The organism is Loktanella sp. 3ANDIMAR09 (assembly GCF_001420005.1).
GTDB lineage: Bacteria > Pseudomonadota > Alphaproteobacteria > Rhodobacterales > Rhodobacteraceae > Loktanella.
In genome coordinates this window covers 12,500-28,967 of record NZ_LJAK01000012.1, presented here as the reverse complement: position 1 = coordinate 28,967, position 16,468 = coordinate 12,500, and the positions used below count along the sequence as shown (strand labels likewise).

The 16,468-nt window shown below is 63.1% G+C and carries 18 protein-coding genes; 8 read left to right on the top strand and 10 right to left on the bottom strand.

The window, feature by feature from the left end; genetic code table 11:
* Positions 1-15: 15 nt before the first annotated feature.
* The 6 genes from AN189_RS15105 to phnC form a co-directional block, all read right to left on the bottom strand.
* Complete coding sequence (locus tag AN189_RS15105) at positions 16-639, bottom strand: DapH/DapD/GlmU-related protein (RefSeq protein ID WP_056037644.1); 624 nt, start codon at positions 637-639, stop codon at positions 16-18.
* A gap of 2 nt (positions 640-641) precedes the next feature.
* On the bottom strand, positions 642-1,283 hold the full coding sequence (locus AN189_RS15100; protein ID WP_056037639.1) for an SDR family NAD(P)-dependent oxidoreductase: 642 nt from the start codon (positions 1,281-1,283) through the stop codon (positions 642-644).
* Positions 1,283-2,611, bottom strand: coding sequence for a phosphonate ABC transporter, permease protein PhnE (gene phnE, locus AN189_RS15095; RefSeq protein WP_056037636.1), 1,329 nt, complete (start codon positions 2,609-2,611; stop codon positions 1,283-1,285). The genes AN189_RS15100 and phnE (AN189_RS15095) overlap by 1 nt, the downstream gene beginning before the upstream one ends.
* Positions 2,608-3,483, bottom strand: a complete 876-nt coding sequence (gene phnE, locus AN189_RS15090; RefSeq protein WP_056037633.1) for a phosphonate ABC transporter, permease protein PhnE — start codon at positions 3,481-3,483, stop codon at positions 2,608-2,610. The genes phnE (AN189_RS15095) and phnE (AN189_RS15090) overlap by 4 nt, the downstream gene beginning before the upstream one ends.
* 66 nt (positions 3,484-3,549) lie before the next feature.
* Complete coding sequence (gene phnD / locus AN189_RS15085) at positions 3,550-4,461, bottom strand: phosphonate ABC transporter substrate-binding protein (RefSeq protein WP_056037811.1); 912 nt, start codon at positions 4,459-4,461, stop codon at positions 3,550-3,552.
* A gap of 58 nt (positions 4,462-4,519) precedes the next feature.
* Positions 4,520-5,335 carry a phosphonate ABC transporter ATP-binding protein gene (gene phnC, locus AN189_RS15080; protein ID WP_056037629.1) on the bottom strand — a complete coding sequence of 272 codons (816 nt, stop codon included), beginning with the start codon at positions 5,333-5,335 and terminating at the stop codon, positions 4,520-4,522.
* A 177-nt stretch (positions 5,336-5,512) separates the two neighbouring features.
* Between phnC and AN189_RS15075 the strand changes: the two genes are divergently transcribed.
* From AN189_RS15075 to arsJ, 3 genes are read left to right on the top strand one after another with little or no spacing between them, the layout of a single operon-like run.
* Positions 5,513-6,349 (top strand): helix-turn-helix domain-containing protein, encoded by an 837-nt coding sequence (locus AN189_RS15075; RefSeq protein ID WP_056037627.1) that lies wholly within the window; start codon positions 5,513-5,515, stop codon positions 6,347-6,349.
* Positions 6,346-7,344 carry an ArsJ-associated glyceraldehyde-3-phosphate dehydrogenase gene (locus AN189_RS15070; protein ID WP_056037624.1) on the top strand — a complete coding sequence of 333 codons (999 nt, stop codon included), beginning with the start codon at positions 6,346-6,348 and terminating at the stop codon, positions 7,342-7,344. Before AN189_RS15075 ends, AN189_RS15070 begins: the two co-directional genes overlap by 4 nt.
* A complete protein-coding gene (arsJ, locus tag AN189_RS15065) occupies positions 7,341-8,597 on the top strand; it encodes an organoarsenical effux MFS transporter ArsJ (protein WP_056037621.1) in 1,257 nt (418 codons plus the stop codon). Before AN189_RS15070 ends, arsJ begins: the two co-directional genes overlap by 4 nt.
* A 17-nt stretch (positions 8,598-8,614) precedes the next feature.
* Here arsJ and AN189_RS15060 read toward each other — a convergent pair whose 3' ends face one another.
* The 3 genes from AN189_RS15060 to AN189_RS15050 form a co-directional block, all read right to left on the bottom strand.
* Positions 8,615-9,127 (bottom strand): RES family NAD+ phosphorylase, encoded by a 513-nt coding sequence (locus AN189_RS15060; protein ID WP_056037619.1) that lies wholly within the window; start codon positions 9,125-9,127, stop codon positions 8,615-8,617.
* Positions 9,127-9,477 carry an MbcA/ParS/Xre antitoxin family protein gene (locus tag AN189_RS15055; RefSeq protein WP_056037616.1) on the bottom strand — a complete coding sequence of 117 codons (351 nt, stop codon included), beginning with the start codon at positions 9,475-9,477 and terminating at the stop codon, positions 9,127-9,129. Before AN189_RS15055 ends, AN189_RS15060 begins: the two co-directional genes overlap by 1 nt.
* A gap of 132 nt (positions 9,478-9,609) precedes the next feature.
* A complete protein-coding gene (locus AN189_RS15050) occupies positions 9,610-10,566 on the bottom strand; it encodes a LysR family transcriptional regulator (RefSeq protein ID WP_056037613.1) in 957 nt (318 codons plus the stop codon).
* Positions 10,567-10,711: 145 nt separating this feature from the next.
* On the opposite strand from AN189_RS15050, the gene AN189_RS15045 reads away from it, so the two are divergent.
* From AN189_RS15045 to AN189_RS15025, 5 genes are all read left to right on the top strand, one after another.
* Complete coding sequence (locus AN189_RS15045) at positions 10,712-11,722, top strand: MBL fold metallo-hydrolase (RefSeq protein ID WP_083484444.1); 1,011 nt, start codon at positions 10,712-10,714, stop codon at positions 11,720-11,722.
* Positions 11,723-11,874: 152 nt separating this feature from the next.
* Positions 11,875-13,851, top strand: coding sequence for a TonB-dependent receptor (locus tag AN189_RS15040; protein WP_056037608.1), 1,977 nt, complete (start codon positions 11,875-11,877; stop codon positions 13,849-13,851).
* Positions 13,852-13,959: 108 nt separating this feature from the next.
* The gene (locus AN189_RS15035) at positions 13,960-14,310 is read left to right on the top strand and encodes a hypothetical protein (protein WP_056037605.1); all 351 of its coding nucleotides are present in this window, start codon (positions 13,960-13,962) and stop codon (positions 14,308-14,310) included.
* 97 nt (positions 14,311-14,407) lie between these two features.
* Positions 14,408-15,370: a DUF1775 domain-containing protein gene (locus AN189_RS15030; RefSeq protein ID WP_083484449.1), complete on the top strand. Its 963-nt coding sequence runs from the start codon at positions 14,408-14,410 to the stop codon at positions 15,368-15,370.
* Entirely contained in the window at positions 15,370-15,969 is a 600-nt protein-coding gene (locus AN189_RS15025; protein WP_056037598.1) for an SCO family protein, read from the top strand. The genes AN189_RS15030 and AN189_RS15025 overlap by 1 nt, the downstream gene beginning before the upstream one ends.
* A 118-nt stretch (positions 15,970-16,087) precedes the next feature.
* On the opposite strand, the gene AN189_RS15020 is transcribed toward AN189_RS15025, so the two are convergent.
* Entirely contained in the window at positions 16,088-16,360 is a 273-nt protein-coding gene (locus tag AN189_RS15020; protein WP_056037595.1) for a metal-sensitive transcriptional regulator, read from the bottom strand.
* Between the last annotated feature and the right edge of the window lie 108 nt (positions 16,361-16,468).

The following is a 16,468-nucleotide window of genomic DNA, read 5'->3' as shown; positions in this document are numbered from 1 at the left end:
CGTGTGACAGGTGGATCAGGTCGCGTCCTCGTAACGGTCCAGAAAGGCCGCGGCGGACAGGCTGCGAAAATCGGGCAGTACCGCGCGCAGGCGGTCATGGGGCCAGTCCCACCACGCCAGTGCGATCAGCCGGTCCGCGATGTCGCGCGGCTGGCGCAGGCGCAGGGGGCGCGCGGGCGTGCCTGCCACGATGGTATAGGGGTCCACGTCACGGGTCACCACGGCCCCGGCTGCCACCACCGCCCCGTGGCCCAGCGTCACCTCCGGTTTGATCATGGCACCCGCCCCGATCCAGGTGTCATGCCCGACATGGGCCAGCCGGCTTGCGCGATGGGCAAAGAATGCGGGGTCGCGGTCGGCATCATCCCAATAGTCGTCCGAGCGATAGAGAAAATGGTGACAGGCCGCCGTGTCCAGCGGATGATCCGTCGCCCCGATCCGGGTAAAGGCCGCGATATTGGCGAATTTGCCGATCCGGGCATTGGCAATATCGGCGTAGCGGTCGCAATAGCTGTAGTCGCCGAATGTCGTGTTGCCGATGCGGCTGCCACGGCCGATTTCGACATAGGCGCCAAAGTGGCTGTCGGTGATATCGCAGTCGGGATGCACGAGGGCTGTATCGGCGGACAGGCGTGGCATGGTCAGAACGGCCTTTCTTTGCCGGTGAAATGCAGAAATTTTCCGGTGTCGGCCAGTGTCACACGGTTGATGAGCGCGATGATGCCCGCGGCGACCGTGGCGGGGTCCTGATCGGCCTCGGGGCCGCCCATGTCGGTGCGCACCCAGCCCGGATCAATCACGACGACCGGAATGCGGTCCGGTTCCAATGTGGACGCCAACCCCTGCATGACCTTGTTCAATGCGGCCTTTGACGCGCGATAGGCAATGCGGTCGGGCTTGCGATAGCCCATCCATGCCATCTGCGACGACAGCGTCAGCACCAGGGGCGTGGCACTGTCACGCAGCCGCGGCAAAAGCGCCTGCACCACGGCAAGCGGCGCCAGTGTGTTCACGGCCAGCGTCTGTGCGAACCCTATGAAATCCATGTCCAGCGGCGACTGGCGGTCGGGACCGATCACGCCCGCGTTGTTGATCACGATATCCACCGCCCCGATCTGCGCAAGCTGAGCCGCGATCGTGTCAGGCCTGTCCAGCGTCAATGCGGTGAACCCGTCACCGCCATGGCGCGTGGTGCCGATGGGGCTGTGACCCGCGTCGCGCGCGGCGATCATCAGGGCCGCACCTATGCCGCGATTTGCCCCGGTGATCAGGACGCGCGGCATCAGTCCTTGCGTCCGATCAGCTTGCCGCGCAGCCAGCCCGAAAACCAGTCCATGAACATGACCATGGCGATGATCAGGACGATGTAATAGGCGACCTCTTCCCAGTCCTTTTGGGTCTGGATCGCCTGCGTCAGCATCAGGCCGATGCCGCCGCCGGTGATCGCGCCGATGATCGTGGCGGACCGGGTGTTGGATTCCAGAAAATACAGGATCTGCGCCAGCAGCACCGGCACCACCTGCGGGATCACGCCGAAACGGTAGCGCTGGATCGGCTTGGCACCGGTGGATGCGACGCCTTCGATCTGGCGTTGATCGACGTTTTCCAGCGCCTCGGAGAAGATTTTGCCAAAGGTGCCGGTGTCGGTGATCAGGATCGCAAGCGCGCCGGTCAGCGGGCCGGGGCCAAAGGCACGCGCCAGAACCACCGTCCAGATCAGTGCATCGACGCCGCGCACGAAATCGAACAGCCGCCGGGTCGCCGCCCGCACCAGCATGATGGGCGAAAACCGCTTGGCCGCGAGAAAGCCCAGCGGCAGGGCGATCATTGCCGCACCCATCGTCCCCAGAAAGGCCATCAGGATCGTCTCGCCGATGGCCCATGCCACATCCTTGTGGCGCCACATGGCGTTGTTCCACCAGTCCGAAACGGCCCCCGCGATATTGGAGCGTGCGGGGTCGATGCGGTCACCGAACAGGATCGCCGTCAGGCCCTGCCCGTAATAGGGGCTGTCCAGCGTGAACCAGAACAATTCCCAGCCGGGGAAATAGTTGAACACCTCGCTGCGCGAGCCGGTCAGGGTGATCCGGCCTTCGGGGGTGGTGATCCCGATGCGGCGGGTGGTGGCGGAAATCCAGTCGGGCAGGTCGTCCGGCAGATTGCTGGTCAGACTGCGGCCTTCGGCCTGCACGGTGATGCGCTGGAATCCCGGCACGTCGATTTCGGTCACGCGGTCGGGCAGGTAGCGCACGATATGGCCCGCGCCCAGGTCGATGGTCAGCGCGTCTTCGGTGCCGCTGACCCAATCGGGGCGCATGCCGTCGGGATAGGTGCCCTTGCGTTCGCCCTCGATCGCATAGGTGATCTCGCCGGACCGGTTGTCGCGGTTGACATGCACCTTGTGCGACCAGCTGTCAGCGGCCAGCGTGATCGCGTTTTCAAGGCTGGCACGCTGCGCGAGGCCCGGCAGGTCAAAGGCAAAGAAGATATAGATCAGGTAGGCTCCGATCACCGACGGCACCCCCAGCGCGAACATCCGTTTGCGGCGGAACAGACCTTCGGCACGGTGTTTGGCTGCGGAAAGGTCGGTGTTGATGTCGGTCGCGGTCATTGACCCTGCCCCTCTGTCAGGCGGTTGCGATAGCGGCTGGACACCTGGTCAAAGAACACGATGGTGCCGAACAACAGGATAAAGATGGCCGCGGCCTCGTCGAACCGGCCCGGCCCCCAGGCCATTGAATTGCGCAGCTCGTAGCCCAGACCGCCCGCGCCCACGAAACCCAGGATCGCCGAGGCGCGGATGTTGATTTCGAACCGCAGCAGCGTGTAGCTGACATAATTCGGTGCGACCTGCGGCAGCACGCCCAGCAGCATCCGCTGGAACCATGTGGCGCCGGTCGATGCCAGACCCTCGACCGGTTTGAGGTCGGCGTTTTCGGCCACTTCGGAAAACATCTTGCCAAGTGCGCCCGCGGTATGGATCGCGATGGCGATCATCGCGGGCACCGGACCGCCGCCCAGCACAAAGATCAGCACCAGCGCGATGACGATTTCGGGCACCGCGCGCATGATGTCTGAAATACGGCGAAACAGCGGGATCAGACGCGGCCATTTCGCAAGGCCGCGCGTCCCGAGCAGCGACAGGAACAGCCCGCCGACAGCGCCGATCAGGGTTGATACGGCTGCAATGTTGATGGTTTCCACGAGGGCCGGAAAATACTTGGCGATCAGACCGGGCAGATCGGCGCGTTTTTCCCAGGCCTCTGACAGCACGTCGGCGGGATAATCGCCGATCTGGTGCAGGCCTTGCCAGAACCCGCCCGCGTTGCGGTCATCGGCGATGTTGAAACCGGACACCATCAGCACGACGAACAGCAATAGCGTCAATCCGCCATAGAGTCTGCGTCGCTGGACCTGCGCCATGTAGCTGGACTGTATGCTGTCCACGCGCACCGCACCGCCGCTGAGTGATATGTCTGACATCCTGCCCCCCGGACATAGAAAGACCGGCAGCCCGCGGGGGGCTGCCGGATCATTGGTTCAATCGGTTCAGTTGCCGATCACGGCCTGACGGGCGGCGACGATGCTGGTGTACATGTCATGGGTGACGGGCTGGAAACCCAGCGTGTCACCGGCGGCCACGCCATAGGCGCAATCAGGGTCGTTTTCATACAGGTTTGCGACCAGTTCGGTCATCGTCGCGCGCACATCGTCCGGCAGGGCCTTGCGCAGGACGACCGGGCCCTCGGGGATGACGGCGGATTTCCAGATTTCGACCAGGTCGTTCATGTCGACCAGACCGGCATCCACGGCCTTGCGCAGCGCGCCGGAGTTGTAGCCGTCTTCCCAGTTGCCCTGACCGTCGGCCCAGGTCACGCCGCCGTCGATATCGCCGTTTGCAACCGCGACGATGGTCTGTTCGTGACCGCCGGTAAAGGAGACCTCGCCAAAGTATTCACCCGATTCCATCGTGATGCCGTCTTTGTACTGCGGGATCTCGATCGAGGGGATCAGGTAGCCGGAGGTGGAGTTCGGATCACCAAAGCCGAAGACCTTGCCTTCCATGTCGTCCAGCGACGTGATGCCGCTGTCGGCGCGGGCAAACCCGATGGAATGATAGCCGACAGAACCGTCAAGGTTCACCTTGATCAGCACGGGATCGACGGCTTCGGGGTCCTGAAGATAGATCGAGGCATAGGCGGATGCGCCCAGCCACGCCATGTCGATGCTGCCGCCCAGCAGGCCCTGGATCACGCCGTTGTAGTCGGCCGGGGCGAACAGGCGGGTTTCGACGCCAAGCGCCTCGGTCGTGTAGTCGGCCAGGCACTGGTAGCTGTTCATGCGGTCCTGTGCGTTTTCGCCGCCCAGGATGCCGATGCGGAATTCCGTGATCTCTTGGGCGAATGCGCCGGATGACAGTGTCGTGGTGGCGGCAAGCGCCAGGGCGAGGGTCTTTTTCATCATGTTCTCCATTGGGTTTGATGAAGGTGGCCCGCGAAATCTGCGGGGTGGTGCTGGTTCAGGCGTATGCCGCGGCCAAACGGACCTCGGACCTGTCCAGTGTTTCGATTTCGGTGGATGTGGCGGCCTCGGAAAAATCCGCGCCGGCGCCGTAGATGTCGCGCGCGGTGTCGGTGGTCAGTTCCTCGGGGGTGCCGTCAAACACGATGCGCCCGTCGCGCATCCCGATCACGCGGTCGCAGTAGCGACGCGCGGTATCCAGCGTGTGCAGGTTGGCGATGACCATGCGGCCATCCTCTTCGTGGATGGCACGCAGCGCCTGCATCACCACCTGCGCATTCATCGGATCAAGCGATGCGATGGGTTCGTCGGCCAGAATGATCTTGGGGTCCTGCATCAGGGCGCGGGCGATGGCCACGCGCTGTTGCTGACCACCCGACAGGGCCTCGGCACGTTTGGGGGCCTGTTCCGCGATGCCCAGACGGTCGAGAATTTCGATCGCATGGTGAATGTCGGACTGGGGATACAGGTTGAACAGCGTCGCAAGCGTTGACCGTTTGTTCAGCGTGCCGTGCAGTACGTTGGACACCACATCCATGCGCGGCACGAGGTTGAATTGTTGAAAGATCATCGCGCAACGCGATTGCCAGTCGCGCCGGGCCGCACCGCGCAGCGCGGTGATGTCTTCATCCCCGAACATGATGGTGCCGCTGGTTGCGTCGCTCAGGCGGTTGATCATGCGCAGCAGGGTCGATTTACCGGCGCCCGACCGGCCGATGATCCCGATCATGGCGGGTTTGGTGACAACGATATTGGCCGTGTCCACGGCTGTCTTGTCCCCGAACCGTTTCGTCAGTGCGTCTATCCTGAGCATGTCACCCCCTTGGTTTGGAGGCGAGATAAGGGCGTCAGACGACAGAACCGTGACGGTTTTGTTTCAGGTTCTTTACGGTTTTGAAACGGTTCTGTGACGGGCAGGGTGCTGTGTTTACCAGCCTTACGGGGCAGGAATCACTTGCGCGAAAAATAATAATTCCGTAATTCATGAATTATGGAATCAATGATCGCACACCGTCTGTCCATCCTGGGTCATCCGCAACGCCTTGCGCTGTTTCGGCTGCTGATGCGCCGCTATCCCGACCATGTGCCCGCCAGCGAACTGGCGCGGGCGCTGGGGCTGAAACCCAATACGCTGTCCGTTTACATCGGCGCGCTGATGCAGGCCGGGCTGGTCGATCAGGAACGCGCCGGGACATCCCTGCGCTATGCCATCCGTCTGGACAGCACGCGCGAAACATTCGACTACCTGCTGCACGATTGCTGCCGGGGGCGGCCCGACATCTGCACGCCGCTGTCGATGGATGGGCCCACTGCCGATACGGCGGGCCGCAAGTTCAAGGTGCTGTTCCTGTGCACCGGCAATTCCGCCCGGTCGATCATGGCCGAAACCATCCTGCGGGCGCAGGCGGGCGACCGGTTCGACGTGTGGTCCGCAGGCACCCGGCCCCGGTCCGCGATAAACCCCGATGCCTTCGCATTGCTGCGCCAAAAGGGGCACGACACGGCATCGCTGGAGGCCAAGAGCATGACCGTGTTCCAGACCCCCGATGCGCCCGACTTCGATTTCGTGTTCACCGTCTGCGATCAGGCCGCGAACGAGGATTGCCCCGCCTGGCAGGGGCAACCGATCAGCGGCCACTGGGGTCTGCCCGATCCCGCCGCAGTCACGGGCACCGACGCGGAACGCGCGCTGGCGTTCCATCAGACCTATGGCGCGTTGCTGCACCGGATCAGGGCCTTTGCGGCGCTGCCGGTCGCATCGCTGGACCGGATCGCCCTGCAACGGGCGGTCGATGACATTGCCGCACAAAAAGGATTTGTCGCATGACCACCTATGCCCTCAACGGCCTTGGCCGCATCGGGAAACTGGCCCTGAAACCGCTGCTGGCACGCGGCGCAAAGATCGCGTGGATCAACGACGCGGTGGGCGATCCCGCGATGCAGGCGCATCTGCTGGAATTCGATTCGGTGCACGGTCGCTGGGATGCGGATTTCAGCCACGACGCCGACAGCGTGACCATCGACGGCGTGCGGCTGCCCTTTGTGGGCACGCGCAACATCGCGGATCTGCCGCTGGACGGGGTGGATGTGGTGATCGACTGCACCGGCGTTTTCAAATCCGACGCAGCCCTTGCCCCCTATTTTGCCGCCGGCGTGCAAAAGGTCGTGGTCTCGGCCCCGGTCAAGGACGGTGACGCGGCCAATATCGTTTTTGGCGTGAACCATGACACCTATGATGCCGCCCGCCACCGGATCGTCACGGCGGCCAGCTGCACGACCAACTGCCTCGCCCCGGTGGTCAAGGTTGTGCACGAAAACCTCGGCATCAAACACGGGTCCATCACCACGATCCATGACGTGACCAACACCCAGACCATCGTGGATCGCCCGGCCAAGGATCTGCGCCGCGCAAGGTCCGCGCTGAATTCGCTTATTCCCACGACGACGGGCAGTGCGACGGCGATCACGCTGATCTACCCTGAACTGACGGGCCGTCTGAACGGTCACGCGGTGCGCGTGCCGCTGCTGAACGCATCGCTGACCGATTGCGTGTTCGAGGTGGACCGCCCGACCACCGCCGCAGAGGTCAACGCCCTGTTCAAGGCCGCCGCCGAAGGGTCATTGCAGGGCATACTGGGATATGAGGAACGCCCGCTGGTGTCGTCGGATTACACCAACGACACCCGGTCGGGGATCGTGGACGCCCCATCGACCATGGTGATCAACGGCACGCAGGTCAAAATCTACGCCTGGTATGATAACGAAATGGGCTACGCGCACCGGTTGGTTGACGTGGCCCTGATGGTCGGGAATTCGCTGTGACCGCGACACATCCACGCCCCGAGGGGCTGTCCGCCTATATTGCCGTCACGGCGGCCTACTGGGCGTTCATGCTGACCGATGGCGCGCTGCGGATGCTGGTGCTGCTGCATTTCCACAGGCTGGGGTTCAGCCCGGTGCAGCTGGCCTATCTGTTCGTGCTGTATGAAATCGCGGGCATGGTAACGAACCTCTGCGCGGGCTGGATCGCGGCGCGGTTCGGCCTGACCGCCACCCTCTATGCGGGTCTGGGCATTCAGGTGCTGGCATTGCTGGCGCTGACACAGCTGGACCCTGCCTGGACGGTGGGCCTGTCGGTCGCCTATGTCATGGTGGTGCAGGGGGCCAGCGGCGTGGCCAAGGACCTGGCCAAGATGTCGTCGAAATCCGCGGTCAAGCTGTTGGCCCCCGCGCAGGACGGCGGCTTGTTCCGCTGGGTCGCCCTGCTGACCGGGTCCAAGAACGCGGTCAAAGGGCTGGGATTTCTCGCAGGGGCAGGCATGTTGGCCACGATCGGTTTCACCGGTGCGGTGCTGGGGATGGCCGCGGTGCTGGCGGTGATCCTGATCGCGGTGCTGATCGCTATGCCGCCGGGCCTGCCGCGCGGACGGCGCGGTGCAAAATTCAGCGAGGTGTTTTCCAAATCCGCCAACGTCAACTGGCTGTCGGCGGCGCGGGTATTCCTGTTCGGCGCGCGCGACGTCTGGTTCGTCGTGGGCATCCCGATCTATTTCTACGCGGTCCTGTCGGATGGCACGAACGAAGGCAACCGGGCCGCGTTTTTCATGATCGGCAGTTTCATGGCGGTCTGGGTGATCCTCTATGGCATGGTGCAGGCCGCATCGCCGCGCCTGCTGCGCGCCACACAGCGCAGCGAAGGCGATCTGACCCGCGCGGCACGGGGCTGGGGCTGGACATTGGCCGCGGTGCCTGCGGTCCTGACGGCCGCCGCAATGGTGGCAGACGGTCCCCAGACCTGGTTGACCGTCACGCTTGTGGCGGGGCTTTTGGCCTTTGGCGGGGTGTTCGCCGTCAATTCGGCGCTGCATTCCTATCTGATCCTCGCCTTTACCAAGGCCGAGCGTGTGACCATGGACGTGGGGTTTTACTACATGGCGAATGCGGCGGGCCGGCTGCTGGGCACGGTGCTGTCGGGACTGACCTATCAGCTGGGCGGTCTGCCGTTGATGCTGGGTGTGGCCACGGTCATGGTGGGGCTGTCAGCGTTGATCACGGGGCGTCTGCGTCCCGCCTGACGGGGCAGCGCTGCCGATCACATGCGTGACAGCCGGTCCTCGTCATCCACAACGACCAGGGACCCGGCGTCGCCCGCCCATGCCCACAACACGAGGTTCATGTCCGATGCCGCAGCACCCCTGGCAAAGCTGCGCACAAGCAGACCCGCAAAACCGTCCGCCGATAATCTGCGCGCAAGGTCCTGTGTCGGCACCGTCTGTTGGTCCAGCATCCTGCTGCGCCATGCCACATCCGCAAGCAGCGCTGGCGTGGCATCGTAGCGTCGCAGTGCCAGTGGATCGCCTGTGTCGAAAACCGGGCCAAGGTCAGCGGTGTAAGACACCAGGATCGTGGGCTGCAAACTGCCGACCTGATTGGCCTCGCGCAGTGCGGTCGCAGGATCAAGCGCGGTATAGAGCGCCGGTGTCCCCTTGGGGTTGAAGCGCCCGCCGTGCAGCGCCGCACCATGCCCGGACAGGGGCGTGCGTGCATAGACCGGGTTCAGGGCCCGAAAGAGTGGCCCGCGATAGCGTCCCTGCCTGAGCGGCATCAGGCAAAGACACCTGCATCAACCGCGTCGATATATTCCAGAACCTGCTGCGCCTTGCCTTCCTGGACCAGTTGCATGGCGGTCCTGCCGTCAAAGCCGGGCAGGGGTTCGGACCGATACCACGCATAGGCAATCAGTTCCGATCCAAAGCGTGGCGAAACCTTGTTCAGCACCTCGACCAGTTCGCGCAGGCGGCGCTGTGTCTTGTCCGAACCGATCCGGGTGCGCCGCTGCAAGGCATCCTTGCCCAGACCGACCGTCAGGGCGATTTCCTCGGCCGAGGTGCGCAGGACAGCCGCGATCTTGCGCGGTTCAAATTGTCCGGCTTCTGCAAAATGCGTGATATGCATGATTGGTTCCAACAGTTATTACGACGCAATATAGCGTCACTATTGCCGAATTTCAAGTTGTTTGGACCCGACCGGCAGGCAAGACACCGATCCACAAGGCGCGGCCAGCCCCCCCGACATGGCTGACTGCGATCAAACGGCGGCAGCACCCTCATCAGCGGTGGTCTGGGCGAAAAATTCAACGGCGCGTCTTGTTGCCTTGGAACAATCGTCAGGTTTCCACAGGCAGCCCAGCGATGCCAGCGGTTGGGTCAGCTCTGTGTCCAGCGCAACCAGCGCACCGGTGCGCAGCCATGGCAGCACGACCGAACGTGGCATCAGCGCAAGCCGCGTCCCATCCGCAAGCAGATCGTGGGTCAGTTCGGGGATATGCGTGTTGATCCGGCACAGGTTCAGCGATGGCCAGTCAAAACGCCTGGCCGCGTCTTCCAGGCGGTCGCGGGCGATGGACCCCACCCTGTGCGACAGCCAGGTGGCCTGCCCCAGATCAGCCGGTGAAACCGACGGCTTGCCCGCCAGCGGATGCGACGAGTGGCCCACCACCGTCAGCCCATCCGCCATGCAGGCCGTGAACTGCCAGCCTTCGGACACGACATGCGGTTTGCGGGTGCAGATGATGTCAAAACCCTGGCCCGTCAGGCTGGATGCGCTGGTCTCGAAATCATGCGTGAGGATCTGAAGATGCGTATCGGGAAACCGTACGGCAAAATGGGCCAGCCTGCCATGCAGCAGCGCGCCGCTGGCGGCGGGGCTGGTCGCCAGCCGGACCACACCCGCCCCGGTCTGCATGCGGCTGGTCATGCGTTCTGCCGCATCGCCCAAGGTCGCAAGCACCGATTGCGCCGCCGGTAGCAGTTCCTTGCCCGCGTCGTTGAGCGTGACACCACGGGCGTGCCGCTGAAACAGATCCGCCTCGACCAGACGTTCAAGCTCGGCCACCATTTGCGAAATGGCCGGTTGCGTCATGTTCAGAGCCGTTGCCGCACGCCGCATGCTTCCCAGTTCGGCCAGCGTGACCAGAACCTGCATGTGGCGGAACTTGGCGCGCAGAGTGAAACGGTTGCGCAGGCCCGTGGCGGTCAGGGACAAGGTATATCGCTTTCTTATCGACTATTTTAATAAGTTATCACGCCTGACGCGGTCTGCAATGGTTGCCGTGCCGGATTGCCCATAAGGGGAGCAGGACCCGAAATCCGCGCAGCGTTGCGGCGCGATCAGACGAGGACAATCCGACATGTGGACATCCAGACTATCAGCCGCTTTTCTGTTGTGTGGCGCTGTCTTTCCGGCGGCGGCGCAGGACATGACGGCGGCCGAAACCCATGCCCGCACCGGTCTGGCCGCGGCCGCGGATTTCCCCGGCTATGCATCGCTATGCGATCTGGATGCCCGTATCCGGAACGTGAATGCGCCGCGCGACAGGCAGCCCAGACCCGAAGGCCAGCCGCGAAACGCGGCGCGACCGGGCCCGGAACCCATCCTGCCCACCCGGATATTCGACAATCTCTGGGTGCTTGGCACAGCATCCGTCACGGCGTTTCTATACGGCACGCCAAAGGGTTACGTGCTGATCGACGGGCTGAACGACGATGCAGAGGCCGAAACCTACGTCCTGGACGGCATGCGCCGCGCGGGCCTTGACCCGGCAGCGATCAAGGCGGTGCTGGTTACCCACGGTCACGGCGATCACTACGGCGGTGCCGATTTCGTGGCGGAACAGCTGGGCGTTGAGGTCCTGATGACGCAGGCCGATTGGGATCTGGTGGCGGGGCTGGGCATACATCCCCGGTTCGGACCGCCCCCCGCACCCGGTGGCGTTGTCACCGATGGTCAAGAGTTGGATTTTGGCGGGTCAACGCTCAGGGTTTTTGTCACGCCGGGCCATACGCCGGGGACCATTTCGCCGATCCTTGATCTGCGCGATGGCGACAGGGTCCACCGCGCGATGATCTGGGGTGGGACCGGATTCAATTTCGGGCGTTTCCCCGCGATCTATCGCCAATATGCAGAATCGGCGCGGGCGGCGCGGGCAGTCTCCGACGCCGAAGACATCGACGTGTTCCTCTCTGCGCATCCGCGCCGCGATGGTGCGCTGGACAAGCTTGCGGCGCTAGAGGTCAGACAGCCTGATGCGCCGCACCCCTTTGTCGCCGGCGCATCGGGGCGCGAACTGTTCACCGTGCTCGAGGAATGCGCGCTCGCCCAGGCCGCACGAATCGAGGCAGAGGCAAATAGCGATAAGTAAACTGCATGTCTTATCGCTGTAATTTATAGACCACACCTGCACCATCGCTTGATACCGGTTGAATTTCCGCCGTAGTCAGCACCGAACCCGTCAAGGCACCGCCAGCACCGCGCGACACCCAGACATCTCAACTTCGCACCAAGGAGTCCGTGATGCACGTCGCTACCGCATCCCTTTATACAACGCTTGCCGGGCTGGTCCTCGCAGGCCTGCCCCAAAACGCAACCGCACAGGACACAGAGGCCTATGACCTCGGCACGCTGATCCTGTCCGCAGCCGGTGTCGCAGTGGACCCGCTGACCGCGCCGGCCAGTGTGACGGTCGTGACCGGTGAACAGCTGGAACGCGCTGGCCTGACGGACCTGACCGATGCCCTGCGCGGGGTGCCGGGGGTTGCGGTCAGCGGTGGCGACGATGCCCAGGACATCTATGTCCGCGGCATGCCCGCCGATTACACGCTGTTGCTGGTGGACGGGCAACGGATCAACACGCGCCAATCGCGCACCAACGGCAACGGTGGTGGCGTGGACCAGTATTTCATTCCACCAGCCTCGGCGATTGACCGGATCGAGGTCGTGCGCGGGCCGATGTCATCGCTGTATGGATCGGACGCGATCGGCGGCGTCATCAACGTGATCACCAAGCCGGTGGCACCCGCATGGACCGGGTCCGCGACATTTGAAACCACAGTGCCCGAAAATGACGACGACAGCGCGCAGCAACAATTGTCCTACTACCTCAGCGGGCCGGTTGCGGGTGAAACGCTCGGGCTTCAGCTGTGGGGGCGCAGGCTTGACCGTGACGGTTCGACCAAACGTGAGGACGGCGCGATCGTCGGGCCTGATGATCGCACCGTCACCGACCATACGGCACGGCTGACGTGGCTTCCGGTCACGGGACACGAGGTTTTCCTGCAGTTCGGCGTGAACGACATTAGCCGCGAAAACGACAGCGGCGATGGCGAGGTTTCGGCATTCGACGACACCCGCCGGACCACCGCACTGGGTTACGAAAGCACGATCGGCGCCTGGGACATCGAGGCATTGCTGGCGCGTGAAGATGCCAAGCGCGAAACCTCGGCCTCTCGGACAGGGCGCAAGCCGGAAATCACCACAACGACATTCGACATCAAGGGATCGCGTGACCTGGACTGGTATGGCACACATGCACTGACCATCGGGGCGCAGGTGCTGGAGGCCGAACTTGGCGATCAGAACCTGGGGCTGCGCGAAACCGAAAACACCCGGTTCGACAACACGCAATGGGCCGTTTTCGCCGAAGACGTCTGGAGCGTGACAGATCGTGTCACCCTGACATTTGGCGCGCGCTACACGCGGGACGAACGCTTTGGCGGCAAGGTCACGCCGCGCGCCTATGCAACCTGGGCGCTGACGGACAGCCTTGTTCTGGCCGGTGGCGTATCGACCGGATACAAGACGCCGGGCCTGCGTGAATCCGCGCCTGACTATTTTTCCTGCACCGGCGGCAGTTGCAGTCAGGCCGTGATCCCCGGCAACCCCGACCTACAGCCAGAGGAAAGCACCAGCTATGAACTGGGCCTGCGGTTCGACAACGGCACCACCACAGCCGGTGTCGTCATCTACAAGACCGATTTCACCAACCGCATCGACAGCCGTGACACCGGTCTGCAATACGCTGGCCGCACCGACCTGTATGAATGGTACAATATCGGCAATGCCCGGTCAGAAGGCGTCGAGCTGAACGCAAGCCAGGCCATCGGGGACCGTTTCAAGGTGGCGGCGAGCTATACCTATACCGACACCCGGCATCTTGATGGCAGCCTGAAGGGGGAACCCTTTGCCCGGACACCCCGGCATCAGGCCAGCCTGCGCGCGGACTGGCAAACCGGTCTGGACGGTGTCGATGTCTGGGCGGCCGCCACCCATTTCGGCGAGAGCAGTTCCGCCCGGATGGCACGCGGTGCCAAGCGCGTAACCGAATATGACAGCTACAACACGGTGGATGTCGGCCTGAACTATGCATTCAACGACACGCTGACGTTCCGCGGCGCCATCTACAATGTGACCGACACCAGCATCACCGACGCCGAACACGGAACGGCGCAGAATGGTCGGACAGCCCATTTCGGCATCACCACGCAATTCTGACGACGGTCATGCACTGACCGGGCCATCACGCTCTTGCCCGGTCAGTGCTCGTTACGTTTTTGCCAGTTGGCATCTTTTCCGATTTCATCTTCTTGGCTAAAAGGGCGCATGCTGACCGGGTTCGTTCGATTTCTGACTGTCGCCTTTGCTGCCGCCTTTCTGGCGGCGCAAAGCGTGGTGTCGGCCCATGACATGGCCCCCGAACGCGCGTCCATCCAGCAAATGCAAACAGCATTGGCGCTTGGTGCGACCCTCGAAGACTTTTGCGGCACCACAGGGCCAGACCATTCCGATTGTCCGTTCTGTCACAAGTTGCCGGAACCTCCGGTGCCTGTGGCCCCGCAGGTCATGCGCACCCTTGCCTTTGCCCTGGCAGATGGACGCGGGCGCGATCTGGTCACCGGGCCGCTGCACATCCGTTCCCATGCCGCACCACGCGCACCGCCCCTGACTGTCTGATCCCAAGCCGTAATGCCGGTCCGGATACCTGGACTGTGCCTTTTGCAGGTCGCCCCATTTTCAGCGACGACCTGAACCTATCTTGATGGAAACAGACATGATTATCAAAACCAACCTGACCGCTCTGGCGGCCGTGATCGCACTGACGGGCGGCGCCAATGCCCATGCAACGCTGGAACAGGACACCGCCCTGATCGGTGCAACAACCAAGATCACCCTGCGTGTCCCGCATGGCTGCAACGGCGAGGCCACCAACGCCGTCCGCATTGAAATCCCCGATGGATTTTACGCCGTCAAACCCATGCCAAAGGCAGGATGGACGCTGACGACGCAAACCGGCCCCTACGCCGAACCCTATGACAACCACGGCCGCGAAATGACCGAAGGCGTGCGCGCCGTCATCTGGTCGGGCGGCGACCTGGCCGACGACCACTATGACGAATTCACAATCCGCGGATCGGTCGGGCCAAAAATGTCGGCCGGACAGGCGATGTTCTTTCCTGCGGTTCAGACCTGCGCCAACGGCACGGCGGATTGGACCGATACCAGCGGGTCGCGTGACGTGCCAAACCCCGCCCCGTCGCTGGAACTGATCGCAGGTGCTGCGGATCTTGGTCACGGCCACGCCTCTACGGACATGACGGCGACAACCTTGGGTGATTTGGAAATTGCCGCACCCTTCGCACGCGCGACCTTGCCCAATCAGCCCGTGGCCGGTGGTTTCATGACGATCACGAACACCGGGCAGGCCGATGATGTGCTGATTGGCGCCGCATCTTCCGTGGCCGGTCGCATGGAAATTCACGAAATGGCAATGGATGGCGACGTCATGCGGATGCGCGCGCTGGATGACGGGCTGCGGATCCCATCGGGGGAAACCGTGACGCTTCAACCGGGGGGGTTCCACATCATGTTCATGGATCTTGCGGGACCGCTTGTCGCGGGTGACAGCATCTCGGTCACGCTGACATTTGAAAACGCGGGCGAAGTGACGCTGACGATGCCGGTCGCCGATCTGCAAGGCGGCGGCGCGGATCATTCAGGCCACGGTGGGCACTGATGAAACCGATCCGCAAGATCGCCCTTGCCGCATGGGGAGGAGTCGTCGTCTCGGCGCTCCTTTTCATCGGGTGGAATTTCGTTCTGGAACCACGGCTGATTCCGACAGTGGCCGATACATTCGGTCAGGGTGACTATGATCTGGTCATGACCGATGGTGGCCGCTTTACCCAGGCGACGCTCAGAGGGGCACCTTCGGCGGTGTTCTTTGGCTTCACGCATTGCCCAGAGGTCTGCCCGACGACGCTGGGCGATATCGCAGGCTGGCAGGACACCTTGGCCGCGGACGGCCACCCGCCGCTGCGCACCTACTTTGTGACGGTCGACCCCGAACGGGACACGCCCGCACTGCTGGACGACTATGCAGGCTGGGTTCCCGGCGTGACAGGCGTCACCGGAACGCCCGACGAGATCGAAGAAGCCATCAGAGCCTTTCGCGTCTACGCCAGAAAGGTGCCCCTGGACGGTGGCGGCTATACCATGGACCATTCTGCCATGGTCCTGTTGTTCGATGACAAGGGCCGGCTGTTTGAACCGATCGGCTATCAAGAGGACACCGAACGGGCCATCGCCAAGATCCGCCGCCTCTTGGCCGGCTGATAAGGGATCGCAGATTGCAATGTCGGACTGGCGTGGCTGTCAGTCCGGCAGCGCACGCATGCAGACTGCCCTGAACCAATCGATATATGACATAATGTTGTTTATACGGCGCGCCGTATCACCGGGACGCCTTCTGCAGCAGACCGATCAGCTCGTCGAATTTGGCGCGCTGTTCGGTGGGGTTGCCGCTTTGGATCGCGGTTTCGACGCAATGGGCGGCGTGATTTTCCAGCACCAGCCGTTCGACACCCAGCAGGGCTGACCTGATCGCGGCGGTCTGCGCCAGCACATCCATGCAATAGCGGTCCTCTTCGACCATGCGGGCCACGCCGCGCACCTGACCTTCGACGCGGGACAGCCGGTCGAGGGTTTTTTGTTTGTTGGCTTTCATCCGGGCACTCCTGTTCCGCCGGGTTCGCTGACCCTCTGGTCATATACCCCTATAGGGTATATAGGTCACCTGAAAACGTGATGTCGCGACATGCGACATGACCACCCT

Excerpts from the sequence above, each read along its gene's own strand:
- AN189_RS15060 (WP_056037619.1), bottom strand. The coding sequence starts at position 9,127 with ATGCCGCTCAGGCAGGGACGCTATCGCGGGCCACTCTTTCGGGCCCTG.
- AN189_RS15075 (WP_056037627.1), top strand. The coding sequence starts at position 5,513 with ATGGAATCAATGATCGCACACCGTCTGTCCATCCTGGGTCATCCGCAA.
- phnD (WP_056037811.1), bottom strand. The coding sequence starts at position 4,461 with ATGAAAAAGACCCTCGCCCTGGCGCTTGCCGCCACCACGACACTGTCA.
- AN189_RS15025 (WP_056037598.1), top strand. The coding sequence starts at position 15,370 with ATGAAACCGATCCGCAAGATCGCCCTTGCCGCATGGGGAGGAGTCGTC.
- AN189_RS15070 (WP_056037624.1), top strand. The coding sequence starts at position 6,346 with ATGACCACCTATGCCCTCAACGGCCTTGGCCGCATCGGGAAACTGGCC.
- AN189_RS15040 (WP_056037608.1), top strand. The coding sequence starts at position 11,875 with ATGCACGTCGCTACCGCATCCCTTTATACAACGCTTGCCGGGCTGGTC.
- AN189_RS15045 (WP_083484444.1), top strand. The coding sequence starts at position 10,712 with ATGTGGACATCCAGACTATCAGCCGCTTTTCTGTTGTGTGGCGCTGTC.
- phnE (WP_056037633.1), bottom strand. The coding sequence starts at position 3,483 with ATGTCAGACATATCACTCAGCGGCGGTGCGGTGCGCGTGGACAGCATA.
- AN189_RS15035 (WP_056037605.1), top strand. The coding sequence starts at position 13,960 with ATGCTGACCGGGTTCGTTCGATTTCTGACTGTCGCCTTTGCTGCCGCC.
- AN189_RS15020 (WP_056037595.1), bottom strand. The coding sequence starts at position 16,360 with ATGAAAGCCAACAAACAAAAAACCCTCGACCGGCTGTCCCGCGTCGAA.
- AN189_RS15105 (WP_056037644.1), bottom strand. The coding sequence starts at position 639 with ATGCCACGCCTGTCCGCCGATACAGCCCTCGTGCATCCCGACTGCGAT.
- AN189_RS15030 (WP_083484449.1), top strand. The coding sequence starts at position 14,408 with ATGATTATCAAAACCAACCTGACCGCTCTGGCGGCCGTGATCGCACTG.
- phnE (WP_056037636.1), bottom strand. The coding sequence starts at position 2,611 with ATGACCGCGACCGACATCAACACCGACCTTTCCGCAGCCAAACACCGT.
- AN189_RS15055 (WP_056037616.1), bottom strand. The coding sequence starts at position 9,477 with ATGCATATCACGCATTTTGCAGAAGCCGGACAATTTGAACCGCGCAAG.
- AN189_RS15100 (WP_056037639.1), bottom strand. The coding sequence starts at position 1,283 with ATGCCGCGCGTCCTGATCACCGGGGCAAATCGCGGCATAGGTGCGGCC.
- phnC (WP_056037629.1), bottom strand. The coding sequence starts at position 5,335 with ATGCTCAGGATAGACGCACTGACGAAACGGTTCGGGGACAAGACAGCC.